We start from the raw sequence: 24,175 nt of genomic DNA, 5'->3' as shown, positions 1-24,175 counted from the left end.
CGGTAAAATAAATAGTGGTTACTAAATGGAGGTGTCAAAATGGCAGATCAAACAGCTGCATCTCTTCCGAAAAGAGAAGAGGTAAAAAAGGAATGGACATGGGATCTTGAAAATATTTTTTCTTCGGATGAAGAATGGGAAAAAGAATTCACCTGGATGAAAGACAATATTGGTACTCTTGAAGAATATCGGGGCAGGCTCCATACAAGCGCGGATACTCTTTATGAATGCCTGGAAACACAAAGCAGTATAACAGAGAGGTTCGGACGCTTGTTTTCCTATGCTCATATGAAATACGACCAGGATACGGGCAATTCCCACTATCAGGGGCTGGAGGACCGGGCATCCGGTTTGGCAGCGAGATTGGGGCAGGCTATGGCTTTCGTAACGCCCGAAATTCTTGCTGTTCCTGAGCAGACTCTCGCGTCCTTTATGGAAGAACATGAAGGCTTGGCTTTATACAAACAAGCTTTGGAAGAAATAAATAATAAACGTCCTCATATTCTCACAGAGGCAGAAGAATCTATTATGGCTCAGGCTGCAGAAGTAACAAGCAGTCCGGGTAATATATTCGGCATGCTCAATAACGCCGATATAGAATTCCCTGTCATTAAGGATGAAAACGGAGAAGATGTACAGGTAACACACGGCCGCATTATACGCTTTTTAGAAAGCTCTGATAGAAGAGTCAGAAAAGATGCTTTTGAAGCCGTCTACAATACGTATAAGAAATACAGAAATACTCTCGCAAGCACGTTAAATGGCCAGGTTAAGAAAAACCTGTTTCAGGCTAACGTTAGAAAATATGATTCTGCACGTCAGGCGGCACTAAGTAAAAACAACATTCCGGAAGTTGTATATGATCAGCTTGTTGATACGGTAAACAAAAATCTTCACCTGCTTCACCGCTATGTGAAACTTCGGAAAAAGGTGCTCGGATATGATGAAATTCACAACTATGACCTGTATACTCCCCTAGTAGATGACGCAGATATGAAAATACCGTATGAACGGGCAAAAGAGCTTGTGCTCGATGGTGTGGCCCCTCTAGGGAAAGAATATCAGGAAATAGTTGCGGGCGGCTTTAATGAGCGCTGGATCGATGTATATGAGAATAAAGGGAAACGAAGCGGTGCTTACTCTTCCGGGGCATATGGAACGAAGCCGTTCATATTAATGAACTGGCAGGATAATGTGAACGATACATTTACGCTGGCCCATGAGCTGGGGCATTCTATGCACAGCTATTTCAGCAGAAAACATCAGCCGTATCTTTACAGTGATTACACTATTTTTGTAGCAGAGGTAGCATCAACTGTAAATGAAGCATTGCTGAATGAACACATGATCAACACAGCAAAAGATAAAAAAGAAAAGCTTTACCTGTTGAACCATTTTCTTGAAGGCTTCCGCGGCACTGTATTTCGCCAGACGATGTTTGCCGAGTTTGAGCAGTTGATTCATGAAAAGGCTGCTTCCGGCGAAGCCCTCACGCCAGATACATTGGAAAACCTGTATTTTGATTTGAACCGCAAGTATTTCGGGGAAGATATAGTGCTCGATGAAGATATACGTTTGGAATGGGCAAGAATTCCGCATTTTTACATGAATTTTTATGTCTATCAGTATGCAACCGGATATAGTGCGGCTGCAGCACTGACGAGAGGAATTTTACAGGAAGGACAGCCGGCGGTTGATCGTTACCTGGAGTTTCTTAAGTCAGGAAGTTCGGATTACCCAATAAATGTACTGAAAAAAGCCGGTGTCGACATGACTTCTCCCAAACCAGTGGAGGATGCCATGCTTTTATTCGAAGAAACGCTGGATCAGATGGAAACTCTGCTGAACGAATAACAAAAAACCTTCTCCTTATTTAACAGGAGAAGGTTTTTTAGAGTGAACAGAAGCGGTACTCATATATTTCCAGAAGGAACCGTGTTTTACTGGTACGTGCTCTATTTTTCGCTGAAGTACTAGTTTTTTTAACTCTGCTTCCGCTTCTTTTTCCGTCCAGTCAAAGACGACTGCGACCTCTTTAGTAGCTACAAATTCATATTTCTGCAGGAATTTCTCCAATGAGAGGTGGTTGGATGGTACTGGTCTCTCACCAAGCATTTCTGTCAAAATATCAACATATACCTGATATGGATAGAGCCCGGAAATTTTTAATCCGCCGTCTTCGACCCGGTCATTAAAGAAAACGAAAGTAGGAGCATAGTCTATCTCCATTTCTTTTGTTGTTTTAACATCGCACTGCAGCGCTTTAGCCGCGCATGGAGAAGCCATATCCCGTTTGAATTCTTCTATATCAAGACCTACATCCTCGGCACATTGCAGTAGAACGTGTTCTTCAGTAATATTTTGTTTCGATAAAAAAAGCAGTTCACGAATACGTCTGAAAAAAGAAGTGGCAAGCTGTTTTCCCTGCATTTCAGAAGCTTTAATAGCTAATGAAGGCATGTAAGGGGAGGCCAGGGCATTTTCAAACCAAATATCTCCATCGCAGGACATTCCGGTTTTACTAGCTGTTTTATCATAGTAGTCTGCCAGGTATTTTTGTACTCTCGGCTGCTGGTATTCTCTTTTGTTCCAGCTTTCCAGCTGTGCGGCTACGAAAAAACGAATGGAGAAGTATTGGCCATACTCCAGAAATAATTTTTTTAATGTTGGTTCAAATGCCCAGCATTCCGGACATAAAGGATCGATAAAAATATAAAGTTCAATTTTCTTTTTTTCCCGTTTGTATAACAGTGTGTCTTCCTCCGAAGAAATACCGCAGATTCCAAGGGTACTGTCACATGAGAGGCTTTCGTCGTATGTCATGGGAGTTATGACTCCTTTCTTGCTATTCTTCCGGTGTATTAACCATGTGTTTTGCTGTATAGGAGAGTCGGGTAAAAATATGCTCCCGCACGGGATCCTCCACCTCTGCTTCATCCATCGCCCTGTCCATGCAGGAAAGCCAGGCCTCCGCACGTGCGGGGGTAATTTCAAAAGGCATATGACGGGCTCTAAGCATTGGATGTCCGTGTTCTTCTGTATATAAAGCAGGTCCACCCAAAAATTGGGTTAAAAACTGTTTTTGTTTCCTTGCCGTTTCCCCTAAATGATCTGGAAAAATAGGATGAAGCAGGGGATCTTCCGATACATTTCGATAAAATATATCTACCAGTTCACTAAGTTTATCTTCTCCGCCGAGCGCTTCGAATGGCGTTAAGCTATCGGACATATCTATCCCTCTTTTTTATATAGGTGCATGATTATTTAATTTCCATTTGTACCTTTTACATCAGTTCTGCATATAAATTCTGGAGCGGGTAGCCCCATATCATTCCCTTGATTAAGATAACGGGTGCCGTCCAATTATGCAAGCATAACGATTTCATATGTTTATTATATACGGATTCATGCATAAATTTTGATTTTTCTGAGAAAATAAGACAGGCGGTAAATAAGCTATATTTGTACAACTTTAATCTATTCTTCCAATTAAGCTTATTCTAACAAGAGGAGGGGTCAAACAGCAAACAATATGAACATTTTGTGACAAAAAAATGATGAACATATAAAAAATCCGCCATTATAAATGACGGATTAAGTAAGAGAGCGGAATGTATTTAATACTTTAGGAACATATGCCTGGGTTTCCTTAAAAGGCGGGATGCCATTGTGTTTGTCTACGTTGCCGGGTCCGGCGTTATACGCGGCGAGGGCAAGTTCCTGGCTGCCATTATATTTATTGAGCATATCCTTAATATATTTAGTTCCCCCCTCAATGTTTTGAGCAGGATCCAGCGGATTTTGGACTTTCAAATATTTTGCCGTTCCGGGCATAAGCTGCATTAGGCCTGCAGCTCCAGCATGGCTCTTGGCATTGGGGTTAAAATTGGATTCCTGTTTGATGATGGAATAAATCAGCTTTGGATCAACGCCGTGCTTAGAGGCAGAGGCTTCGATCAAGGATTTATATTGATTATCGGAAGGAATAGCGCCGGTTCCTGATGAGCTTGTGTTTTGAACAGAAGCAGAGGGCATAGAAGCAGCTGTTTCTGAAGGCTGCTGGTTAAATGCTGCCTGACCATTCTGGAAAAAGCTCATGGCATCCTGTACGGATAGAAACAATGACAGCGGAGAGCCGCTCCCTTCCTGAAGCTGTTGAGAGTCGCCTGTATCCGGACTGCCTCCGGATGACATCGCCTGTTCGATCATCGATGGAAAAGCGGACAGCATGGAGGCAAATGCCCCTGGCGCATTTTGTGATGAGTCTGTCTTATTATAGGAAGTGCTTGGAACAAAAAAGGACTGATCAATATTCATGCTTTATATCACCTCAATAATAAATTAGATTTTAAAATATAAGATAATGGGGGTCATTGAGCATATTTACGGTTGAAAAAGCGTGCTATTTTGTTGGGTGCCTGTCTGACGGGAATAGAAAATGGTGTTAAGAGTTTATTCATTAATTTATTAACGGCTTCTTCGGACGCAGATTCAATCTCCACTTCAAAATCCTCCGTATCCAAATACTGGCTGTGATCGAGAAATACTTCGCCTTCATGCCAGTTTATGGAAGCACGTTTTGTATAAAGAGTGCCCAAAGCTTGAAGATCTTCCGAAGAGATCTGCAGAGAAGCCATCAGCTGTTCTGTAACTTCGCCCTGAGGGAATACCGTATGATTTAGAATATCTTCTTTTTCTTTATCGGTCAGGTTCTGGTTTGTTTCAAGTAAACCGGGAACATTTTTATTTTTTTGTTTAAGCGTAAGCTCCGCTGAGCTGCCTTTCTCTCTTACCCGCAGGGCAGCGCCGGCTTGTTTAAGGGAAAACTCCCCGGTATCAAAATATGTATTTGACTGGCTGGAAAAATCTTTTTCTTCTAATTTTAAATACTCCCGCAGCGTTTCAAATTCTTTTTTCGTAAGCAGATTCTTTTTTTCTATTTCATATTCCTGTGCCATGATTATACGCCCTTTCCGCAAGACAATTGTATTAAAATTATGATACCATATCGAAGGAAAACCATCTTTGCCGCGAAAGAGGACAAATATGGTAAAATATGAAAAGATACATTAAAAGAGGTGCTTAAAATGGAACATATGCTTACAGTAACAGAAGCAGCAATGGAAAATAATACATTAAAGCTATATCCTATAGAAGAATGGCCGGTTATGGAATGGAAAAAGCTGAAAGATGGCATGAGAATGCTTGCAGATTCCAATGCGTTAACATTTGTTTACGTATTGGACACGGAAGAAGCATTCATACAGCTCAGACTTCCTAAACAAATCTGGCCTCAGCTCGCGGAAGCGGTAAAGCAGCAGGCAGAAGTAACTGTAGAAGGTCCGACATCCATTATACTGCATTCCTTTCAACAGGAAATGGATTACCTTCTTGATAATATCCCGGGAAACAGCAACTACGGAAATGAAATGGTGAATGCAGTAGAAGACAATTTTCTCCCTCAAAACGAATAATGGCGGTGAATGACAGTGAGCAACTGGGATACGTTTCTTACTCCGTACAGGCAGGCAGTAGAAGAGCTTAAAGTGAAGCTGAGAGGCCTTCGCGAGCAGTACAAACTTTCGTCCAAGCATACACCAATAGAATTTGTAACCGGGCGGGTAAAGCCGGTTACGAGTATTCTGGAAAAAGCCAAACTAAAAAATATCGCTTTGGATGAATTAAGCGAACAAATGCAGGATATTGCCGGTGTCCGCCTTGTCTGTCAATTTGTTGGAGATATTGACACCATTGTTGAACTGGTAAGCAGCCGTTCCGATTTTGAAGTAGTGGAAGCAAGGGACTATATAAAAACGAAAAAGGAAAGCGGCTATCGTTCTTATCATATGGTTATAAAATATCCTGTGCATACAATTGATGGAGAAGTGAGCGTGCTTGTAGAAGTCCAGATTCGAACGATGGCTATGAATTTTTGGGCTACAATTGAGCATTCCCTGAATTATAAATACAGCGGGGAAATCCCTGAGAATATCAAGAAGCGGCTGCAGAGTGCTTCAGAAGCCGCATTCCGGCTTGATGAAGAAATGTCGATGATCCGTGGAGAAGTAAGGGATGCCCAGCAGATTATCCTCCAGAATAAGGAAAACTACCAAAGAGACCGGGAAAGAAGGGAAGGGGGATAACATGAGATATACCGTAACGAGTAGAGGAGACGATACATCAAACGCGCTTAGGAAAAAAGTAGACAAGTATTTAAAGGAATTCGGCCTGACAGAAGACAGTGAAACACCTGAAATCGTTATAACGATTGGGGGGGATGGAACGTTTCTTCATGCATTCCACCAATACAGTAACCTTTTAAGTGAAACGTGTTTTGTCGGGATACATACAGGACATCTCGGATTTTATGCCGATTGGAAACCGGAAGAAGTGGAAAAGCTGGTTATCCATATCGCAAAAACGCCGTTTCAAGTGGTGGAATACCCGCTGCTTGAAGTAGTCGTGCGTCATTATGACCGCCCGCAGTCCGATCGTTACCTTGTTTTAAACGAATGTACGATTAAAACCCTCGAGGGTTCGCTCGTCTGCGATGTTGAAATAAAAGGAGAGCCTTTTGAAACATTTCGTGGAGATGGCTTGTGTATATCCACACCCTCAGGCAGTACTGCTTATAATAAAGCGCTGGGAGGCGCGATTCTGCATCCGTCTCTTGCTTCCATGCAGATTGCAGAAATGGCCTCCATCAATAACCGTGTGTATCGTACAGTCGGCTCACCGCTCATACTTCCCCAGCACCATACCTGTCTGTTGAAGCCGTTAAACGAAGTGGACATGCAGATTACGCTTGACCATAAATCGATTGTAGATCAATGTATAAAATCTATTCAGTGCCGGGTAGCTGAAGAAAAAGTCCGGTTTGCCCGCTTCCGCCCGCTTCCTTTTTGGAAACGGGTCAAAGAATCATTCATTGGAGAATAAAAAATGAATTCCTATCGATTTATTCATTGGAAAGCGTCCTCTCCAAAAACCGTTCATGATTTTTTGCTGCATGAGAAGAAAATATCATCCGGCTTTAAGCGGAAAATAAAAAGAGAGGGCCTCGTTATTGTAAACGGCAGGCCCTCTCCTCTTCGTAAAAAGGTAAATACAGGAGATCTTATTTTAGTATGCGTGCCCGTAAAGGCTCCGGAAGTTTTTGTGCCTGCATTTTACCCATTTGATGTTCTTTATGAAGATGAACACCTTCTGGTCATTAACAAACCGGCTCCGCTTCTTACAATGCCTGGACGAAAAGAAGGGGAGCCGAATCTGGCGGAAGCCGTGTTGTATTATTTACAGCAGAAAAACCAGCCGCAGTCTTTTCATGCGGTTTCAAGGCTTGACCGGGAAACAAGCGGCGTTATTATTATAGCCCTGCATGCCTATGCTCATGAAAGGCTTTCTCATTATTTCGACCAGAATCCCGGCAGTAAAACCTATCAGGCACTGGTACAGGGAAACACAGGCAGTGCAGACGAAGTAATGACCGGACGTATTCGTGTAAAAACAGACAGCATCGTTACAAGAGAAATACACGAAGAAGGAAAGCCGGCCAGAACAGCAAGGAAAACGATAGAAGCAAAGGAAGATGTTTCATTTATAGAGCTCGTTCTGCACAGTGGCAGGACGCATCAGATCCGTGTGCATATGCAGGCTGCAGGTCATCCGCTCCTAGGGGATACGCTGTATGGAGAGTCTTCCAGCCTGATAAACAGGCAGGCTCTGCATGCAAGCCGCATAGATTTTGAGCATCCGGTAACTATGAAGCCAATGTCTGTAAGCGCCAGTCTTCCGGAAGATTTTCGCTATGCTCTTACGCAGGCAGGTTTAACCGAGCCTTATCCTAACGATAACTGATATTTACATCTTTCATAGACAGCGTCTGCAAAGGGTTATGATTTTCATCGTAAACATTTACTTGAATATTATTTTGCAGCTCTTCTTCAGAGATAGTGCCCATGTAATCAAATTGTTCATGTAATAACCGGCCGTATTCCGGGTCAATAGAAAATTGTTCCGGGATACCTCTTTGATTAGTATTATAGTATAATGTCGAGGTTTCGAGCTGATGGGCCAGTTCCTCATTGAGTACTTCAAATTCAGCGTACAAAGTTTCGGTTTTCCACTCTCTTTCATTTTCTATTAACGTTTGGATAATCAAAGTGGAAGTGTCAGAGTCAACAACGATGGAGCTGCTTTCTTCATCGAGAGAAAGACTGATCGGCCGGCAGGCAGCCAATAGGAAACAACTGATGATTAAAAATAGAAAAAGAAAACGTCTCAGCACCGGTACCACCTTCTACCTACATAGTCATATTTACATCATCAAACGGAAATTTAGCCGGTACAAAGGAATAAGAAGAGGGCACAGAAAGAGTTTTCTCTTCCGGATATTGGAAAGCTGTCAATGCATTGCCAAATACACAGCCGGTATCAATGTTCACAGTCTTATTTACATATCTTGCAGAAAGAACAGGGGTATGGCCGTACACGACCAGCCGGCTTCCCAGATAGAGCTGTGCCCAGTCTCCACGAATAGGAAGGCCATTCTTATCTTTTCGGCCGGTAACATCTCCGTACAATACAAAACGTTCTGCTTCTTTGGAGTAGCTGCCGTATAAAGATTCGGTAAGACCTGCATGGGCTGCAACTACCTTCTCATCGTCAAAAGATGCGTACAATGGGGCATTTTTATACAGATCAAGAAAAGTAGAAATGATATCTTTTCGTTTCGAAGCGGTAAGGCTGTTTATTTCATACACTGTTGTTTCCAGACCGTGATTAATTGTAACCGGCCTTCCAATGAGATATCTGTACAGCTTATTGCAATGGTTTCCGGGAACATAAACGGCCTGATCGGAAGATACCATTTCAGAAACCAGTTGTATAACCTCAACCGAGTTGTCTCCACGGTCGGTTATATCACCGACGAACACTGCTTTCCTATCACCAGGGTGAAAAAAGCCTTTTCCATTCTGCTGATAGCCCAGGGCGGAAAGAAGCTCGCATAATTCAGTAAAACATCCATGAATATCGCTGATAAAATCATATTTCATTCGCTGTAAATCCTTTCCGGGTTGTCCATTCTTAATCTCTTATTCTTTTTATTACGAAATAAATGGAGTTATGTTTCTTTTTTACCGAAAAAAATAAAGAATAAACGAGAAAAGATTCTTTAAAAAAGCGGATAGGAGAATAATAGCTGACATGATATACTAGTGTTAATAACAGGTAATAAATTATATAGGTATAACAAAGGAGTGTCGTACATGAGTTTTTCATTAGAAGGACGCACATATGTCATTATGGGAGTGGCCAATAAACGAAGCATCGCCTGGGCGATTGCGCAGAGCCTTTCCAATGCAGGAGCAAGACTGGTATTTACGTATGCAGGAGAACGACTGGGTGAAAATGTCCGCAAGCTGGCTGATTCACTCGACCGGGATGATTCTCTCGTACTCCCTTGTGATATTTCAGAAGACAGTGCAATCGATGAAGCATTTAAGACAATCAAAGAAGAAGTAGGCGTAATCCACGGACTTGCCCATTGTATCGCTTTTGCCAAGTCGGAAGAGCTTGAAGGCGAGTATATGAATACGACCCGCGAAGGTTTTCTTCTTGCCCAGAATATAAGTGCGTATTCTCTTACAGCTGTAGCAAAAGTTGTGAAGGAACTGGATTTAATGAAAGAAGGAGGCTCCTTTGTGACGCTTACGTATCTCGGCGGTGAAAGAGCCATCAAAAACTACAACGTTATGGGCGTAGCAAAAGCTTCACTTGATGCAAGTGTCCGTTATCTGGCAAGTGATCTCGGCCAGTACAACATCCGCGTAAATGCTATTTCAGCTGGTCCGCTTCGTACTCTTTCAGCTAAAGGCATTGCCGGTTTTAACAGCATTTTAAAAGAAATGGAAGACAAATCTCCGCTCCGTCGTCCAGTAACCCAGGAAGAGATCGGGGATACAGCGTTGTTTTTAATGAGTGACCTGTCACGGGGAATTACGGCAGAAATCATTCATGTAGATGGCGGTTACAACACTGTCGGTATGTAATCAATGTAAAGAAGAGAGGCTTTTTTCTATACAAAAAGCCTCTCTTTTTTGTATGATATGATAGATATACATATTTTGGATCAACAAAGAAGTGAGAAGCCACACTACATACATTTACCGGGCATGCGTTCTTTTGAAATTATCATCCGGGACAAGTAGGAAACAAATGGGGTTGAACAGATGAAAGTGCTCAAGGTATTAAATAATAATGTTATTATAGCGGACCACGAAAATTACGGCGAAGTGATCGTAACTGGAAAAGGCATAGGATTTGGAAAGAAAGCTGAAGACAGTACTTCTGAAGATGCCGCAGAGAAATTTTTTGTTCTGAAAGACGGGCAGGAACAAGAACAGTATAAACAGCTAATTAATCATGTGGATGAGTCATTTATCGCATGCATGAATGAGTGTATGGTAATATTGGAAGAATATTTTCAGGTCAATCTGAACGAACACATTCATGTCAGCCTGACCGACCACCTATTTTTTGCAATAAAGCGGCAGAAGCAGGGGTTGGCTTTTACTAACCCATTTTTGGAAGAAGCTGAAATTGCCTATCCTGCTGAATATAAAGCAGCCAGGAAAATTCTTCTGCACGTAGAAAAATGTACCGGAAGCAGACTGCCGGAAGGGGAAATAGGTTTCGTTGCGCTTCACATTCACAGTGCGCTGACGGATAAAGATATTCATCAGATTAACAAACACACCCAGATTATTGCTGATTTAAAACGGACAATCCAGCAGAATCTTGATATTGTCATTGATCATAAAGACCTCGATCATCAACGATTGATCCGCCATATTCAACAGGCGATTGACCGTATTGAAAATGGAGACAGCAGAGATGAACCGGATTCTTTAAAAAAAGTATTGAAAGAAGAATATCCTGTGTGCTATAATCTTGCTTGGAAGCTCATCAAAATGATGCAGCATCAATTACATGTTACCGTTCCGGAAAGCGAAGCAGTGTATTTAACGATTCACTTGCAAAGGCTTTCAACTAAATAAAGCACATTCCAACCCGTGTGACTGGTAAAGCAGGCATGAGAGAAACGAATGGTTCTGATGATGAAAGAAGAGGCAGGGTGGCTTTTCTTTGATCGTTAGAGCTTTTTCTCTCATGCCTTTTTGTGTGCTTAAATAAGCTGGATCGGTGACGTGTTAAATGATGTAAGCGTTCTAAAAAAAGGGAGGAAGAGAAATGAAAGAAACATTTAAAAACTTGTTCGGACTGCTTCAGCGTATAGGTAGAGCTTTAATGCTCCCTGTAGCTCTGCTGCCGGCAGCCGGTCTTCTTCTTGCTATCGGTACAGGGATGCAGGAAGAAAACATGGTCAGCATTTTTCCATTTTTAACAAGCGACTTTTTCGTTTTGTTAGCGAGTCTGATGTCCGAAGCAGGTGGAATTGTATTTGATAACCTCGCTATTTTGTTTGCAGTAGGTGTAGCTATTGGCCTTGCAAATGGAGATGGGGTAGCAGGACTTGCCGCATTAATAGGATTCTTTATTATTAACGTTACGATGAGCGTACTTGTCGGAATTGACGCCGATATGGTTGGAGATAACCCGGCCTACGCCAGCGTATTAGGTATCCCGACTCTTCAAACGGGCGTGTTCGGCGGTATTATTGCCGGTATTCTCGGTGCTTACATGTTTAACCGCTTTTACAAAATTGAACTTCCTTCGTACTTAGGATTCTTCGCAGGAAAGCGTTTTGTTCCTATTGTTACATCGATTGGCGGTTTGATTATTGGTGCGATTCTTACATTCGTATGGCCTCCGATCCAGGAAGTATTAAACACATTTTCCTACTTCATGACGGAATCCAACCAGACGCTTGCCGCATTTATTTTTGGTGTAGTAGAAAGGTCACTTATTCCATTCGGTCTTCACCACGTATTTTATACCCCAATATGGTTTGAGTTTGGCACATATGTTAACGCCGCTGGTGAAACAATCCGCGGAGACCAGCGTATCTTCATTGAACAGATGAGAGATGGAGTAGATTTCACAGCCGGTACATTTATGACAGGTAAGTATCCATTCATGATGTTCGGTCTTCCCGGCGCAGCACTTGCGATTTACCACTGCGCGAAGCCGGAAAACAAAAAATATGTTGCCGGTATTATGGGATCAGCCGCATTAACTTCTTTCTTAACAGGTATTACCGAGCCATTGGAGTTCAGCTTCTTATTCGTAGCTCCTGTATTATTCGGTATTCACGCTATTTTTGCCGGACTATCCTTTATGACAATGCATTTATTAAATGTAAAAATTGGGATGAGTTTCTCCGGGGGAGCAATTGACTACTTCCTATACGGTATTGTTCCGAACCGTACAGACTGGTGGCTCGTGATTCCAGTAGGTCTTGTATTCTTTGCTATCTATTACTTTATGTTCCGTTTTGCCATAAGGAAATTTAACCTTATGACGCCGGGTCGTGAAGAAGCAGCTGCAGCAGTAAGCACAGGCGGCAAAGGCGAAGTAAGTGAGCTGCCTTACAATGTGCTTGAAGCATTCGGCGGTAAAGAAAACCTCAAGCATTTAGACGCGTGTATTACACGTCTTCGTATTACGGTAAACGATAAATCGCAGGTGGATAAAGACCGTCTCAAGCAGCTTGGAGCCGCAGGCGTGATGGAAGTCGGAAACAATGTCCAGGCTATTTTCGGACCGAGATCTGATGCAATCAAAGGTCAGATGCAGGATATAATAGACGGTAAGACACCGGCCGAGCCGATTAATAAAAAGCCGGATTTTGATCCGGATAAAGAAGCAGAGCCGGCAATTGCACCGGATCTCTCAGAAGAGAAATCAATCAATTCTCCTGCTGAAGGTCGTATTATCCCGCTTGATGACGTGCCGGATGACGTATTTTCTGGTCGTATGATGGGCGACGGGTTTGCGATAGAGCCGGCTGACGGCGAATTCGTTTCCCCGGTTGATGGAAAAATAAACAACGTCTTCCCTACTAAACATGCGATTGGTATTATTGCTGATGACGGCCGGGAGATACTGCTTCACATCGGTATTGATACGGTTGGCATGCAGGGCGAAGGATTTGAAGTCTTTGTTTCTGAAGGAGACATCGTTGCTCAGGGACAGACTCTTGTAAAAGCTGATCTTGCTCTTATAGCGGAGAAAGCTAAATCAACGATTACTCCAGTTATTTTCACGAACTTAAATGAAGGCCAGAAAGTAGAACTGAAAAAAACAGAAAAGGTATCCAGGAACGAAGCGGATATTATTAACATTTCTAAATAAGATTAAAGGTCTGCCTTTCGGGCAGGCCTTTTTTTGTTTTCATAAAATGTATCCGGGGGTGCTGTAAAGATAATCTTCCAGGCATAAGTGACTATATTAAATAAAAACGGGGTATAGTAATAGTAAAAGACACGGGAGGATGAGGAGTATGGGGTATGTTCCGCCGGTACCAAATGAGGCCGCTCTTTTATACGGAAGCAGGCAGGTAGAAAAAACGAAAGGCACGGCCAAAGTAGCCGGCCCTAAAAAAATAGAGAGTATTTCACAGGTAACAGACAATGAATCACCTGATCCGGATGAGGAAAGAGAGATACTGCAGAAGCGCAGAGAAATTGAGCAGGACCTGTACGGCAAAGGAAACAGGTTTGATCAGCAGACATAGAAAGGAGCCGGCAATTCAGCATATGGCACGAAGAAAAGACAAACAGGGAATTTGTGAACTCTGTGGAAGAGAAGTAGAGGAGCGCACCGTCCATCATCTCACACCCAAAGACAAAGGCGGCGCCCATAAAGAAACTGCTTTACTGTGCAGAGCCTGCCATAGGCAGATACATGCGTTGTTTACGAACAAAGAGCTTGCCGATCATTATGATACATTGGGAAAATTAAAAAAGCAGGAACAGATGCAGCGTTTTTTGAAATGGATCCGCAAACAATCTCCTGACAAAAAAGTGAAGGTGAAAACAGCCTCTCAAAAAAGATAGCCGCTTTTTCCTTAAAGGAAAAGCGGCTGTTTTATTATAGTGATTTTACCATAGCTACATGAGGAATACCGGCATCGATAAAAATATCAGATGTAATCGTATAGCCGAGCTTTTCATAAAAAGGGACAGCCCTGGTCTGGGCATGAAGCTTAGCTTCAGCAAAATTCTGCTCCTGCCCCAGCGCTTCAATAGCCTTCATAATATAACGGCCGGCCCCTGTTTTTCTGTAAGGGGCCAGTACGCAGATACGTTCGACCTTAATAAAACCGGTACCTTTGCGCATCCGTCCGGCTCCAATGGGAATGTTGTCTTCATAAGCAACAAAATGAACGGATTCTTCTTCAAACTCATCAATTTCTTCTTCAGCAGGTACTTTCTGCTCTTCAACAAACACAGCGTAGCGGACAGCAAAAGCCTCATCCATCTGCTTTTTTGTTTCCGCTATTTCTACAATGACCATAAGACGATCCTTCTTTCTTTAAGAGGGTGGTGTAATGTCATACATAAAACGAAGGGCAGGAAGCATGTCCGCTTCCCATACTTTCCAGAAATGGCCGCCCTCTAATTCCTTATAGCAATAACGTGCTCCTTTTTTCTCCAGAGCTTCGGCAAGCTTTCGGTTTGGCTCCAGAAAATCCTCATATGTGCCATTGGTTGTTTTGACCGTATGTTCTTCCAGGCCAATCGTATGGTAGATATCAAAGTGGCCGGTGTTCTCTGCATTATCTACTTCTGCTGCTATGTTGTCATCACTGTAGGGAGAGTGCATCACCACACGTGAAAACGTATTGGGGTAACGCAGAGCCGCCCGGAGAGAAACAGTGCCTGCCAGGGAGTCCCCAAGCAGCGTACGGCCATGGGAAAGATTCCAGGTTTGGTACGTTTTATCTAAAAAAGGAAGAAGTTCCTTTACTATAAATGCCAGATAGTCTTCACTTTTTTCGCTTTTGGGGTGATACCATTCGCGCCGCTGTCTGACCGAGGGATAAGGTACACCTACAACAATGGTCTGTCTGGCTCCTTCGTCCATCGCCGTCTCTATATGTTCGGCTATTTTACCCAGCCTGAAGTAATCCCGGCCGTCCTGAGTAAGTGCGAGGTGATACGTGTAAAGCGGATTATAATGAGCTGGAAGATATACATACAGCTCAAACGTGTGCTCGAGAATATCACTATGCAGGGTGATTCGCTCTGTTGTGCCGTTCATCAAAACAATCCTTTCCAGTCAAATGTATCGTTCAGCAGTCCTATTGTATCACAGCATTTAACCAGAGCGCAGGTTCTATTGATATGTTAAAATAGGAAAAAGGAGGCATCCGTTATGAAAAAACCTGTATCATGCGACGTAGTAGAAAATGCTGCGAGAAAAGCATTAAAAGAACGAGGTGTCTTAATTGACGACATCGCTGAAATTGTTTATGAAATGCAGGCTCAATATTCACCGAACCTAACGATGGACGACTGTTACGAAAGTGCTGACGCAGTGCTGTGCAAGCGGGAGATCCAGCACGCGGTACTCGTCGGAATCGAATTAGACAAACTTACAGAAAAGAAACAGCTGTCTGAACCTCTTCAATCGCTGATTGAATCAGATGAAGGGCTGTTCGGCGTAGATGAAACCATTGCCTTAGGTTCTGTATTTGGATTTGGAAGCATCGCTGTGACAACATTTGGATATTTGGACAAAGAGAAAAAAGGCATTATCAAAAAACTCGACAACAATAAAGAACAGGTGCATACGTTTTTGGATGACCTGGTAGCAAGTATCGCAGCAAGTGCATCCGCCAGGCTTGCCCACCGTATGAGAGACCGCGAGGAAAATAAACGCAAAGATCAGATCAAAAAGCGCGAAGATGAAGAGCTTATAGGATAGATAAAAAACCGGCGCAGGCCGGTTTTTTGCTGTTAAAATAAAATATAGTTACAGCAGAAAGAAACATTAGATGATTTTTCTAATGGAATCCGCTACAATATGGATAATAACCAATCCCACTATACCTGCTCATACAGCATTTAAATATAATAAATAAAGGAGTCGGCGATAACGTGAATGCACATCAACCGCGCTGGATATACTGGAAAGAAACATTCCGCTCAAAATTCCAGGCTGGATGCCTGAAAGCAAAGCTTGAAGATAACTGGAAGGAAGGCTATGAACTCGGTCCTTCTGTGGAAGTAAGAAAGCTGAAAACCAACCGTTATGTGGTCCGCTATACTTATGATGAAGCATGATACATAAGTGAAGCAGTATCCTCATGCAGAATACTTTACTTAAAACGTATAAAAAGGCCTGGATGCTCAAGCATCCAGGCCTTTCAGATTATAATATTATTCTTTAGGAGTAACCATTTTGGCCGGATCTACGTATTCTTCAAACTGGGCTTCTGTTAAAAGGCCGCTTTCCAGTACCGCTTCTTTTAAAGTCTGTCCTTTAAGGTGGGCACTTTTGGCAATTTTTGCTGCGTTCTCATAGCCAATATGCGGGTTAAGAGCTGTGACCAGCATAAGAGACTGGCGGAGGTGTTCTTCAATATTTTCATGGTTCGGCTCGATGCCGACGGCACATTTTTCATTGAAAGAAAGCATTGAATCGGCAAGAAGATAAGCAGACTGCAGGAAGTTGTAGATAATAACCGGCTTAAATACATTAAGCTCAAAATTTCCCTGACTGGCTGCAAAGCCGATCGCGGCATCATTTCCCATAACCTGGGTAGCTACCATAGTCATTGCTTCACTTTGTGTAGGGTTTACTTTACCCGGCATAATCGAACTGCCCGGCTCATTGGCAGGGATGGAAAGTTCCCCGATACCGCAGCGCGGACCGCTTGAAAGCCAGCGTACGTCGTTGGCAATTTTCATTAAGTCAGCGGCCAGTGCTTTTAACGCACCGTGTGCATAGGTCGTCTCATCATGACTCGTCAATGAGTGAAATTTGTTCGGGGCCGAGCGGAAAGCTGTGCCGGTAATAGAAGAGATTTCTTCTGCGACGTACTCACCAAACTTAGGATGGGCGTTAATTCCTGTACCGACTGCCGTACCTCCGATCGCCAAATCCTTTACATGGTCAATACTTTCCAGGATCATTTGTTCACAGCGTTCGAGCATCCGGTGCCAGCCGCTGATTTCCTGGCCGAGAGTAAGCGGCGTAGCATCCTGAAGATGAGTACGGCCGATTTTAATAATATCGTCAAACGCTTTCATCTTTTCTTCGAAAGTTCCCTTTAAAACGTTCAAGGCTGAAATAACATCTTTTTCTACTTTGAGCACAGCTGCAATATGCATCGCTGTTGGGAAAGTATCGTTGGAACTCTGGGAACGGTTTACATCATCGTTGGGATGAACGATGAATTCCGAGCCCCTGGTCTTTAGAATTTCGGTAGCTCTTCTTGCGAGAACTTCGTTCATATTCATATTGGACTGCGTACCGCTGCCTGTCTGCCATACGACAAGCGGAAAATGGTCATCAAGCTTTCCGGATGTCACTTCTTCGGCAGCAGCTGCAATAGCATCTGCTTTCTCAGCTTCTATTTTTTCAAGACGTTTGTTGGCGAGCGCCGCTGATTTTTTTAGAATGGCAAAAGCGTGGACTACTTCAATTGGCATCTGCTCTTTGCCTATTTTAAAATTCTCAAGGCTTCGCTGCGTCTGGGCGCCCCAATGCTTGTCAGCCGGCACCTGCATTTCTCCGATAGTATCTGATTCAGTTCTAAATTCCATGTGTGTCCCTCCTGGGTAGCTTGAATTCTAGTTCAGTTCAAAATCGCCTGCTCTTATAGAGTACCTAAAAACTAAGGAAAAAAGAAAGAGAAATCCAGTATTTTCTTTCAAATTCTTTAAAAACCATGAGAAAATAAGTGTAGAGCAGATAGAATCTGTGAAACACTGGAAAGGAAGAGTGCTATGTGGAAAATTACAGTTCCTCCGGAAAAAGAAGAAGACCTGGTTTACCGGCTGAATGAAGCAGAAATGTATTCCTTTTTTATACAAGAAGCCATTCAAATAACAAAAAACTTTGACGGATACAGCTACATAAAAGATAGTAATGGAAGCCAGATGCTGTTTATTGATGATCAAATGTATCCAGAGGCGTCTGTAATCGCAGACGTATTAGGGATTCCAAAAGAAAAGATAGACTGGGAAAAGCTGGATGATTCTGTGGAAGAATATAAAGACCGGCCTATTGTAAATGGATGGGAGCTGCAGTATCCTCCGTTTGAACACCGGCATGATAAAAGTATCTGCCTGGATCCTCAGGGTGCTTTTGGCACCGGTCTTCACGGCACGACCATAGACATGCTCAGCATTATAGCAGAAGAAGAACCGGCGCCCTCTAACGTATTGGATGCCGGAACAGGTTCTGGTATTTTAGCTGTAGGGGCTGCTTTAAAAGGAGCGCAGGTAGACGCATTTGATATTCAGCCCGTAACCAGGGAGGTAATGGCCCAGGCTTCTTTAAACCATGTTGAACAACAAATCACGGTATATGAAAAGGATCTTCTGGCTGAAGTACCGCCGCGAAGGAGCTATGACTGGATTGTAGTGAATATTGGAGCCAGCTTCAGCATAGAAATGCTCGTTTATCTGAAAAAGCATAATGTTCATTTTAATAAACTAGCCATTTCAGGAATAATAGAATGGTCGACTGAAGCAGTAGAACAGGCCTGCGTGCTTGCCGGACTGGAAAAAGAAAAGCACAAAGTATCTGGAGAATGGCATACCATGCTTTGGACAAAGAAAGGGGTATAACATGAAACCGTATGTATTTATTGCAAGGAAAATGCCGGAAGAAATCGTAAATAAGTTAGCCGATCGGTATGAAGTAGGCATGTGGGAAAAAGAAGAGGAGCCGGTACCAAAGGAAAGGCTGGCTGAAGAATGTCAAAAAGCAGATGCAGTATTCTGCACGATCACAGAAGCGATGAGCGGTGATATGCTCAGACAGTCTCCAAAACTGAAAGTGATCGCCACAATGGCAGTCGGCTACAACAACATTGATATAGAAACAGCTGCCGAACTTGGCATTAAAGTGGCTCATACGCCGGAAGTACTTACAGAAACAACAGCGGATTTAACGTTTGCACTGTTGATGGCTGCTGCCAGACGAGTGGAGGAAGCGGCTCTTTCTATTAAACAGAATCAATGGAGTTCCTGGTCTCCTTTTCATTTAACCGGCAGGGATGTTTTTGGCGCTACACTTGGTATTATTGGGATGGGACGAATAGGGGAAGCGGTCGCCAGGCGTGCCGCGGGATTTAATATGGAAGTGCTGTATCATAACCGCTCCCGGAAAAAAGAGGCGGAAGACCGCCTTGGCGTTATATATACCGGCAAAAATGAACTAATTGAACGGGCTGATTTTTTATGCGTAATGGCTCCATATTCAAAGGATACGCATCATCTGATTGGAAAAGAGGAATTCAGGCGGATGAAACCAACCGCCATTCTAATTAATTCTTCGCGTGGCGGCGTAGTCGATGAAAAGGCTCTCTATCAGGCACTGCAAAATAAAGAAATCACAGGCGCCGGACTGGATGTATTTGAGAACGAGCCTATTGATTCCGCCCACCCGCTGCTGGAATTGTCTAACGTTACTGCCACCCCTCATATAGGAAGCGCCAGCGTAAAAACACGAATGGCGATGGCGCATATGACAGCAGACCATATTCTGCAGGCCCTCTCAGGAGAAGAATTAACGCACCGGGTGGTGTAGGAAAGCCGAATTTGTATAGCATATGAAAAAAGAGCAGCCGCTGTGGCTGCTCTTTTAGTGTTATTTTACCATACGTTCTTCTTCCCGCTTTTTCTTGAGGAAGATTTTTGTTTCTGCGACTACTACACCGGAAAGGAGCAGCAGGGCAATTAAGTTTGGTACGGCCATTAGTCCGTTCATGATATCTGCTAAAGCCCAGACAGTGTCGAGCTGCAGCACGGCTCCAATGAAAACAGCTATAACATATAAAAGCCTGTAAATCATAATAGCTCTGGATGTTTTAAACAAGTAGTATACGGAACGCTCGCCGTAGTAGGACCAGCCGAGTATAGTTGAATAAGCAAAGAATATTAACCCAATGGCAACGATAGTGGCACCAATAGGTCCCAAGAAGAATTCAAAGGTGGCTGAAGTCAGTGCAGCACCATCAGCTCCGTCTAAATACATATCACCCATTACAAGCGTTACGCCGGTAATAGAGCAGATCACAATAGTGTCAATAAACACCTGGGTCATCGATACGAGAGCCTGGCGTCCCGGGTAATCGGTTTTTGCAGCAGCAGCCGCAATCGGCGCCGAACCGAGACCTGCTTCGTTTGAGAATACACCGCGCGCCACACCGTACTGAATAGCGACACCGACAGCTCCGCCGGCAGCCGCCTGACCAGTAAAGGCATCAGATAGAATAAGCCACACAGCGCCTGGGATCAGTTCCAAGTTTAATATAAGAATAATAAGTCCGGCACTAACATAAAACAAAGCCATAAATGGAACGATAAAACCTACAACACGTCCAATGGATTTAATTCCGCCCAGTATAACAAAAGCCGTGAAAACCATTAGAATAAGACCTGTAATCCATACGGGCATAGCCCAGTTTTCCTGAAGAACGGCAGCTACAGAGTTGGACTGTACAGTATTTCCTATACCAAAAGAGGCAACAGCCGCAAAAACTGCAAATAAAACGGCCATCCATTTCCATCCCAGTCCTTTTTCAATATAATACATAGGACCGCCGGCCATCTGCCCGTTTGAATCCTTTATGCGGTACTTTACCGCAAGGATAGCTTCAGCGTATTTCGTCGCCATGCCGACCAATGCAGAAATCCACATCCAGAATACAGCTCCCGGTCCGCCGATAACAACAGCCGTGGCTACCCCGGCAATATTACCTGTACCGATAGTGGCCGCAAGAGCGGTCATCAAGGATTGAAAGTGGGAAATATCCCCTTCGGATTTCTTATCCTGTTTTTTTGTGAAGGCTGTCTTTAAGGCATAGGGCAGCATCGTAAACTGAAGAAAGGACAATCGGATAGTAAGGTAAATACCCGTTCCTACAAGCAGAATAAGAAGAGGCGGTCCCCAGACAAAGCCACCAACCGTTCCTAAAAAATCATTAATTCCCAACCATAACCCTCCTATGTAATGAGTATTTCTATTTAACGGGTCGTATGAAGAAATGAAGCTATGTAGACCCGTAGGAATAGCTGTAATTGTGATATTATTCAGAAAAAACGATTAGAACAAATTAAGTATAGCAGATGATTATTATCTTAACAAAGAAATTTTTACAATATATAGTACCTTGTTACTATTTCTGTCATGCTTTTTAGAGCGGCATTATTGCGCGTCTGAATGTGATTCTGTAGTGTAGAAATAAATGGAGGAATGTAAAATGAAAATAGCTGCAATAGCTGGAAGTCTTCGCAAAGAATCTATCAATAAGAAAGTGCTGCATCACATGATAGAACAAGCGGACAGTAAAGTAGAGTACACATGGATTGATCTTGCGGATATTCCTCTGTTCAACGCCGATGAAGAAACAGGCGGAGATCCGAAACAGCCGGCCGAAATGAAAGAACAGCTCAAAGAAGCAGACGGAGTATTGATTGTAAGCCCTGAATACAGCCACGGTATGCCGGGGGTAGTAAAAAATGCACTGGATTGGGCAGGCAGTATGACAAATGAAAATGTCCTCGATAAAAAACCTGCCTTTGTGCTAGGTGCTTCTCCTATGGCGCTGGGAACGGCTCTGGGACAGCAGCAGATCAAGCAGACTCTTGCTGCATGCGGCAGCCTGGTACTGCAGCAGCCCGAGGTGTTTATAGGAACTGCCCCGAAAAAGATAAATGACGACGAAGTCATTACAGATGAAAGGCTTCGGGAAACGTTGAAAAAAGCAGAAATAGCATTTATTGAATGGATAGAACAACAACAGACATAAAAAAAGAGCAAAAGCCCCGGGCTTTTGCTCTTTTTTGATCTAACGGCTTTGCTTCCGCAGATCTATTCTTCTGATCTTACCAGAGGTCGTTTTTGGAAGCTCCTCTATGAATTCAATCCGGCGCGGGTACTTATAAGGAGCCGTCATTTGTTTCACATGATTCTGCAGTTCCAAAACGAAGTGTTCTTTATTTGCAGGGTGTTCTCCTTTAATAACTACAAAAGCTTTTACTATATTTCCCCTGACTTCATCGGGTGCTGCTACAACGGCGCATTCCTGCACCTGCGGGTGTTTAAGAAGAGCATCTTCCACTTCGAACGGTCCAATGGTATAGCCGGAGCTGATAATAATATCGTCACTGCGGCCTTCGAACCAAAAATAGCCGTCCTCATCCATGGAAGCCTGATCTCCTGTCAAGTACCAGTCGCCTCTAAAGGAACCTGCCGTTCTTTCAGCATCTCTGTAATAATGTTTAAAAAGAGCCGGGCAGTCTTTATGAACAGCGATGTCTCCCACTTCGCCGACTGCCGCAGGTTCAGCCATATCATTAATAATCGATACAGGGTTTCCTGGAGTGGGCCTGCCCATCGATCCCGGTTTGACTTCCATATCCAACAGCGTTCCTACAAGAAGGGTATTTTCTGTCTGACCGTAGCCATCCCTTACATCTACGTTAAAGGCATGCTTGAATGCCTCAATTACAGGGCGGTTCAATGGTTCCCCGGCCGATACTGTGCTGCGGAGATGAGGAAGACTGTAAGAGTCCAGATTGTCGACTTTCGCCATTAAGCGGTACTCGGTAGGCGTGCAGCAGAGAACATTAATATTCTCATCCTGAAGCAGCTGTAAATAAGTATCCGGCTTAAATCCACCATGATATACAAACGCAGTGGCTCCAAGCATAACGGTGGAAAGAAATGGACTCCACACCCACTTCTGCCATCCGGGAGCGGCCGTAGCCCAGACGATATCATTTTCCCTTACGCCAAGCCATTCCGTAGCTGCGGTTCTGACATGGGCATAGGCCCAGGCATGGGTGTGAATAACGCCTTTAGGGTTGCCTGTAGTTCCGGAAGTGTAGGACAAAAAAGCAACATCGCTGCTTTTAGTATCAGCGGTGGCCAGTTCTTTTTCTTTTGTTTCAGCAAGAGCATCAGCATGCTGCCAGCCATCTACAGCACCCCCGAGTGTCAGCTTAAACTGCAGATGAGGGAGCTCTTCTGTAATAGCATCGACTTCTTCAGTAGAGTGGTGGTGTGCGATAATTCCCACTGCTTCTGAATGCTGAAGCCTGTATACCAGATCTTTGGAGCGCAGCATTTCAGAGCTTGGAATGGCTACAGCTCCAATTTTCAGGCAGGCAAGGTATATAATATATGCTTCCGGCAGTCGCGGAACAATAATAAGAATTTTGTCTCCTTTTGTTATGCCCATATCGAGCAGCACACCGGCAAATTGGCTGGTTTTTTCCAAAAGAGTTTTGTAAGACACGTCACGGCGTTCTTTTTTTTCATTCATCCACCGAACGGCGGTTTTTTCATCGTCATTTCTATAAGCGTCCAGTTCATCAACTATGTTGTACTGAGCCGGCGCAAGCAGATCCTCTCTCTTCATATCGTGCGGCCTCCTTTAGGTTGAATTAATGCAAGTATACTAGAATAACTAAAAGAAAGGTAGAGAATAATGAACAGCTATTCATTTACACATGAAAAAAGAAAACAACTGAATGAGTAGCTGCTTTCTATTGGAAAAATATAGGTGACATTAATTACATGGAGCTTTTAATGGCTGCCCTCCATGCGAACTGCGCTCTACAATGGTATAGTGTGCCACCTGTATATTATTTCTGCGCAGCATTCGGATAGCTAAGTTTTTCGATACCTTGTCCGGTGCTATTAGAAAAACATGCTGCTTTTCAATAGTGTGCAGATACCTTTTTAAATAAGGATAGGGAAGAACTTGTGCTCCAGGTAACGGATTATGATCAACGTCCAGGTATTCACGAATGTCTAATACTGATGTATCCTCTGAAAGAAGAGCCTTTTCCGGAAGATCGGTGCATGATGCCCCGCCGGCGGGAATCCATCGTGTTGATAACATGTAAGCGGCCGCCAGGCCAAGGATAATAGCAGTAATCCATAGCAGCATGCTGGTTTGTTCTCCTTTCATTAACGAATAAGATCTATGAAATACAAATGTACGCTTGCAAAGTACATGATG

27 protein-coding genes are annotated in these 24,175 nt (G+C 43.4%); 15 read left to right on the top strand and 12 right to left on the bottom strand.

Annotated elements, in window-relative coordinates; all coding sequences use genetic code 11:
• Nucleotides 1–39 precede the first annotated feature (39 nt).
• A complete protein-coding gene (gene pepF / locus ATL39_RS06355; RefSeq protein WP_120192451.1) occupies nucleotides 40–1,854 on the top strand; it encodes an oligoendopeptidase F in 1,815 nt (604 codons plus the stop codon).
• A 15-nt stretch (nucleotides 1,855–1,869) separates the two neighbouring features.
• On the opposite strand, the gene ATL39_RS06350 is transcribed toward pepF, so the two are convergent.
• From ATL39_RS06350 to ATL39_RS06335, 4 genes are all read right to left on the bottom strand, one after another.
• A complete protein-coding gene (locus ATL39_RS06350) occupies nucleotides 1,870–2,823 on the bottom strand; it encodes a ClpXP adapter SpxH family protein (RefSeq protein WP_120192450.1) in 954 nt (317 codons plus the stop codon).
• Between the two features lie 22 nt (nucleotides 2,824–2,845).
• A complete protein-coding gene (locus ATL39_RS06345) occupies nucleotides 2,846–3,229 on the bottom strand; it encodes a globin domain-containing protein (protein WP_120192449.1) in 384 nt (127 codons plus the stop codon).
• A gap of 365 nt (nucleotides 3,230–3,594) precedes the next feature.
• On the bottom strand, nucleotides 3,595–4,317 hold the full coding sequence (locus tag ATL39_RS06340; RefSeq protein WP_245960930.1) for a lytic transglycosylase domain-containing protein: 723 nt from the start codon (nucleotides 4,315–4,317) through the stop codon (nucleotides 3,595–3,597).
• A 53-nt stretch (nucleotides 4,318–4,370) separates the two neighbouring features.
• Nucleotides 4,371–4,958 (bottom strand): CYTH domain-containing protein, encoded by a 588-nt coding sequence (locus ATL39_RS06335; RefSeq protein WP_120192448.1) that lies wholly within the window; start codon nucleotides 4,956–4,958, stop codon nucleotides 4,371–4,373.
• Nucleotides 4,959–5,087: 129 nt separating this feature from the next.
• On the opposite strand from ATL39_RS06335, the gene ATL39_RS06330 reads away from it, so the two are divergent.
• Genes ATL39_RS06330 through ATL39_RS06315 form a run of 4 tightly spaced genes read left to right on the top strand, consistent with a single transcriptional unit; the run spans nucleotide 5,088 to nucleotide 7,857 of the window.
• The gene (locus tag ATL39_RS06330) at nucleotides 5,088–5,474 is read left to right on the top strand and encodes a UPF0738 family protein (RefSeq protein ID WP_120192447.1); all 387 of its coding nucleotides are present in this window, start codon (nucleotides 5,088–5,090) and stop codon (nucleotides 5,472–5,474) included.
• 9 nt (nucleotides 5,475–5,483) lie between these two features.
• Nucleotides 5,484–6,143, top strand: coding sequence for a GTP diphosphokinase (gene yjbM / locus ATL39_RS06325; RefSeq protein ID WP_170146852.1), 660 nt, complete (start codon nucleotides 5,484–5,486; stop codon nucleotides 6,141–6,143).
• Between the two features lies 1 nt (nucleotide 6,144).
• Nucleotides 6,145–6,939 carry an NAD kinase gene (locus tag ATL39_RS06320; RefSeq protein WP_120192445.1) on the top strand — a complete coding sequence of 265 codons (795 nt, stop codon included), beginning with the start codon at nucleotides 6,145–6,147 and terminating at the stop codon, nucleotides 6,937–6,939.
• A 3-nt stretch (nucleotides 6,940–6,942) separates the two neighbouring features.
• Nucleotides 6,943–7,857 (top strand): RluA family pseudouridine synthase, encoded by a 915-nt coding sequence (locus ATL39_RS06315; RefSeq protein ID WP_120192444.1) that lies wholly within the window; start codon nucleotides 6,943–6,945, stop codon nucleotides 7,855–7,857.
• On the opposite strand, the gene ATL39_RS06310 is transcribed toward ATL39_RS06315, so the two are convergent.
• Nucleotides 7,844–8,287 (bottom strand): hypothetical protein, encoded by a 444-nt coding sequence (locus tag ATL39_RS06310; RefSeq protein ID WP_120192443.1) that lies wholly within the window; start codon nucleotides 8,285–8,287, stop codon nucleotides 7,844–7,846. The two genes, ATL39_RS06315 and ATL39_RS06310, sit on opposite strands and share 14 nt — an antisense overlap.
• Nucleotides 8,288–8,303: 16 nt before the next feature.
• Complete coding sequence (prpE, locus tag ATL39_RS06305; RefSeq protein ID WP_120192442.1) at nucleotides 8,304–9,056, bottom strand: bis(5'-nucleosyl)-tetraphosphatase PrpE; 753 nt, start codon at nucleotides 9,054–9,056, stop codon at nucleotides 8,304–8,306.
• Between the two features lie 213 nt (nucleotides 9,057–9,269).
• On the opposite strand from prpE, the gene fabI reads away from it, so the two are divergent.
• The 5 genes from fabI (at nucleotide 9,270) to ATL39_RS06280 (ending at nucleotide 14,021) form a co-directional block, all read left to right on the top strand.
• On the top strand, nucleotides 9,270–10,052 hold the full coding sequence (gene fabI, locus ATL39_RS06300; protein WP_120192441.1) for an enoyl-ACP reductase FabI: 783 nt from the start codon (nucleotides 9,270–9,272) through the stop codon (nucleotides 10,050–10,052).
• 180 nt (nucleotides 10,053–10,232) lie between these two features.
• On the top strand, nucleotides 10,233–11,060 hold the full coding sequence (gene glcT, locus ATL39_RS06295; RefSeq protein WP_120192440.1) for a glucose PTS transporter transcription antiterminator GlcT: 828 nt from the start codon (nucleotides 10,233–10,235) through the stop codon (nucleotides 11,058–11,060).
• A gap of 193 nt (nucleotides 11,061–11,253) precedes the next feature.
• A complete protein-coding gene (gene ptsG / locus ATL39_RS06290; protein ID WP_120192439.1) occupies nucleotides 11,254–13,317 on the top strand; it encodes a glucose-specific PTS transporter subunit IIBC in 2,064 nt (687 codons plus the stop codon).
• 148 nt (nucleotides 13,318–13,465) lie between these two features.
• Nucleotides 13,466–13,699, top strand: a complete 234-nt coding sequence (locus ATL39_RS06285; protein WP_120192438.1) for a hypothetical protein — start codon at nucleotides 13,466–13,468, stop codon at nucleotides 13,697–13,699.
• A 22-nt stretch (nucleotides 13,700–13,721) separates the two neighbouring features.
• A complete protein-coding gene (locus ATL39_RS06280; RefSeq protein ID WP_120192656.1) occupies nucleotides 13,722–14,021 on the top strand; it encodes an HNH endonuclease in 300 nt (99 codons plus the stop codon).
• Nucleotides 14,022–14,055: 34 nt separating this feature from the next.
• On the opposite strand, the gene ATL39_RS06275 is transcribed toward ATL39_RS06280, so the two are convergent.
• Together ATL39_RS06275 and ATL39_RS06270 are read right to left on the bottom strand one after the other, a co-directional pair.
• Complete coding sequence (locus ATL39_RS06275; protein WP_120192437.1) at nucleotides 14,056–14,481, bottom strand: GNAT family N-acetyltransferase; 426 nt, start codon at nucleotides 14,479–14,481, stop codon at nucleotides 14,056–14,058.
• Nucleotides 14,482–14,499: 18 nt separating this feature from the next.
• Nucleotides 14,500–15,228: an alpha/beta hydrolase gene (locus ATL39_RS06270; RefSeq protein WP_120192436.1), complete on the bottom strand. Its 729-nt coding sequence runs from the start codon at nucleotides 15,226–15,228 to the stop codon at nucleotides 14,500–14,502.
• Between the two features lie 114 nt (nucleotides 15,229–15,342).
• On the opposite strand from ATL39_RS06270, the gene ATL39_RS06265 reads away from it, so the two are divergent.
• Together ATL39_RS06265 and ATL39_RS06260 are read left to right on the top strand one after the other, a co-directional pair.
• The gene (locus tag ATL39_RS06265; protein ID WP_120192435.1) at nucleotides 15,343–15,894 is read left to right on the top strand and encodes a phosphatidylglycerophosphatase A family protein; all 552 of its coding nucleotides are present in this window, start codon (nucleotides 15,343–15,345) and stop codon (nucleotides 15,892–15,894) included.
• 173 nt (nucleotides 15,895–16,067) lie between these two features.
• On the top strand, nucleotides 16,068–16,253 hold the full coding sequence (locus ATL39_RS06260; protein WP_120192434.1) for a hypothetical protein: 186 nt from the start codon (nucleotides 16,068–16,070) through the stop codon (nucleotides 16,251–16,253).
• Nucleotides 16,254–16,349: 96 nt separating this feature from the next.
• Here the strand turns inward: ATL39_RS06260 and fumC are convergent, their stop codons facing one another.
• Nucleotides 16,350–17,738 (bottom strand): class II fumarate hydratase, encoded by a 1,389-nt coding sequence (fumC, locus tag ATL39_RS06255; protein ID WP_120192433.1) that lies wholly within the window; start codon nucleotides 17,736–17,738, stop codon nucleotides 16,350–16,352.
• A gap of 183 nt (nucleotides 17,739–17,921) precedes the next feature.
• Here fumC and ATL39_RS06250 point away from each other — a divergent pair, with 183 nt between their 5' ends.
• Both ATL39_RS06250 and ATL39_RS06245 read left to right on the top strand, forming a co-directional pair.
• Nucleotides 17,922–18,767 carry a 50S ribosomal protein L11 methyltransferase gene (locus ATL39_RS06250; protein WP_120192432.1) on the top strand — a complete coding sequence of 282 codons (846 nt, stop codon included), beginning with the start codon at nucleotides 17,922–17,924 and terminating at the stop codon, nucleotides 18,765–18,767.
• A 1-nt stretch (nucleotide 18,768) separates the two neighbouring features.
• Nucleotides 18,769–19,731 (top strand): 2-hydroxyacid dehydrogenase, encoded by a 963-nt coding sequence (locus ATL39_RS06245; RefSeq protein ID WP_120192431.1) that lies wholly within the window; start codon nucleotides 18,769–18,771, stop codon nucleotides 19,729–19,731.
• A 60-nt stretch (nucleotides 19,732–19,791) separates the two neighbouring features.
• Here ATL39_RS06245 and ATL39_RS06240 read toward each other — a convergent pair whose 3' ends face one another.
• Nucleotides 19,792–21,132 (bottom strand): alanine/glycine:cation symporter family protein, encoded by a 1,341-nt coding sequence (locus ATL39_RS06240; RefSeq protein ID WP_425452977.1) that lies wholly within the window; start codon nucleotides 21,130–21,132, stop codon nucleotides 19,792–19,794.
• 274 nt (nucleotides 21,133–21,406) lie between these two features.
• On the opposite strand from ATL39_RS06240, the gene ATL39_RS06235 reads away from it, so the two are divergent.
• Nucleotides 21,407–21,955 (top strand): NADPH-dependent FMN reductase, encoded by a 549-nt coding sequence (locus ATL39_RS06235; protein ID WP_170146851.1) that lies wholly within the window; start codon nucleotides 21,407–21,409, stop codon nucleotides 21,953–21,955.
• A 39-nt stretch (nucleotides 21,956–21,994) separates the two neighbouring features.
• Here the strand turns inward: ATL39_RS06235 and mbcS are convergent, their stop codons facing one another.
• The gene (mbcS, locus tag ATL39_RS06230) at nucleotides 21,995–23,569 is read right to left on the bottom strand and encodes an acyl-CoA synthetase MbcS (RefSeq protein WP_120192428.1); all 1,575 of its coding nucleotides are present in this window, start codon (nucleotides 23,567–23,569) and stop codon (nucleotides 21,995–21,997) included.
• A gap of 150 nt (nucleotides 23,570–23,719) precedes the next feature.
• Nucleotides 23,720–24,103 (bottom strand): hypothetical protein, encoded by a 384-nt coding sequence (locus ATL39_RS06225; protein WP_120192427.1) that lies wholly within the window; start codon nucleotides 24,101–24,103, stop codon nucleotides 23,720–23,722.
• Nucleotides 24,104–24,175: the final 72 nt, after the last annotated feature.

Origin of the sequence: Sinobaca qinghaiensis (assembly GCF_003610495.1) — a bacterium.
Lineage (GTDB): Bacteria > Bacillota > Bacilli > Bacillales > Marinococcaceae > Sinobaca > Sinobaca qinghaiensis.
Note: the sequence above shows the minus strand (reverse complement) of the source record. Positions and strands in the feature narration are given on the sequence as shown.

Coding starts and splice junctions, on each gene's coding strand:
- pepF (WP_120192451.1), top strand. CDS start 40: ATGGCAGATCAAACAGCTGCATCTCTTCCGAAAAGAGAAGAGGTAAAA.
- ATL39_RS06350 (WP_120192450.1), bottom strand. CDS start 2,823: ATGACATACGACGAAAGCCTCTCATGTGACAGTACCCTTGGAATCTGC.
- ATL39_RS06345 (WP_120192449.1), bottom strand. CDS start 3,229: ATGTCCGATAGCTTAACGCCATTCGAAGCGCTCGGCGGAGAAGATAAA.
- ATL39_RS06340 (WP_245960930.1), bottom strand. CDS start 4,317: ATGAATATTGATCAGTCCTTTTTTGTTCCAAGCACTTCCTATAATAAG.
- ATL39_RS06335 (WP_120192448.1), bottom strand. CDS start 4,958: ATGGCACAGGAATATGAAATAGAAAAAAAGAATCTGCTTACGAAAAAA.
- ATL39_RS06330 (WP_120192447.1), top strand. CDS start 5,088: ATGGAACATATGCTTACAGTAACAGAAGCAGCAATGGAAAATAATACA.
- yjbM (WP_170146852.1), top strand. CDS start 5,484: ATGACAGTGAGCAACTGGGATACGTTTCTTACTCCGTACAGGCAGGCA.
- ATL39_RS06320 (WP_120192445.1), top strand. CDS start 6,145: ATGAGATATACCGTAACGAGTAGAGGAGACGATACATCAAACGCGCTT.
- ATL39_RS06315 (WP_120192444.1), top strand. CDS start 6,943: ATGAATTCCTATCGATTTATTCATTGGAAAGCGTCCTCTCCAAAAACC.
- prpE (WP_120192442.1), bottom strand. CDS start 9,056: ATGAAATATGATTTTATCAGCGATATTCATGGATGTTTTACTGAATTA.
- fabI (WP_120192441.1), top strand. CDS start 9,270: ATGAGTTTTTCATTAGAAGGACGCACATATGTCATTATGGGAGTGGCC.
- glcT (WP_120192440.1), top strand. CDS start 10,233: ATGAAAGTGCTCAAGGTATTAAATAATAATGTTATTATAGCGGACCAC.
- ptsG (WP_120192439.1), top strand. CDS start 11,254: ATGAAAGAAACATTTAAAAACTTGTTCGGACTGCTTCAGCGTATAGGT.
- ATL39_RS06285 (WP_120192438.1), top strand. CDS start 13,466: ATGGGGTATGTTCCGCCGGTACCAAATGAGGCCGCTCTTTTATACGGA.
- ATL39_RS06280 (WP_120192656.1), top strand. CDS start 13,722: ATGGCACGAAGAAAAGACAAACAGGGAATTTGTGAACTCTGTGGAAGA.
- ATL39_RS06275 (WP_120192437.1), bottom strand. CDS start 14,481: ATGGTCATTGTAGAAATAGCGGAAACAAAAAAGCAGATGGATGAGGCT.
- ATL39_RS06270 (WP_120192436.1), bottom strand. CDS start 15,228: ATGAACGGCACAACAGAGCGAATCACCCTGCATAGTGATATTCTCGAG.
- ATL39_RS06265 (WP_120192435.1), top strand. CDS start 15,343: ATGAAAAAACCTGTATCATGCGACGTAGTAGAAAATGCTGCGAGAAAA.
- fumC (WP_120192433.1), bottom strand. CDS start 17,738: ATGGAATTTAGAACTGAATCAGATACTATCGGAGAAATGCAGGTGCCG.
- ATL39_RS06250 (WP_120192432.1), top strand. CDS start 17,922: ATGTGGAAAATTACAGTTCCTCCGGAAAAAGAAGAAGACCTGGTTTAC.
- ATL39_RS06245 (WP_120192431.1), top strand. CDS start 18,769: ATGAAACCGTATGTATTTATTGCAAGGAAAATGCCGGAAGAAATCGTA.
- ATL39_RS06235 (WP_170146851.1), top strand. CDS start 21,407: ATGAAAATAGCTGCAATAGCTGGAAGTCTTCGCAAAGAATCTATCAAT.
- mbcS (WP_120192428.1), bottom strand. CDS start 23,569: ATGAAGAGAGAGGATCTGCTTGCGCCGGCTCAGTACAACATAGTTGAT.
- ATL39_RS06225 (WP_120192427.1), bottom strand. CDS start 24,103: ATGCTGCTATGGATTACTGCTATTATCCTTGGCCTGGCGGCCGCTTAC.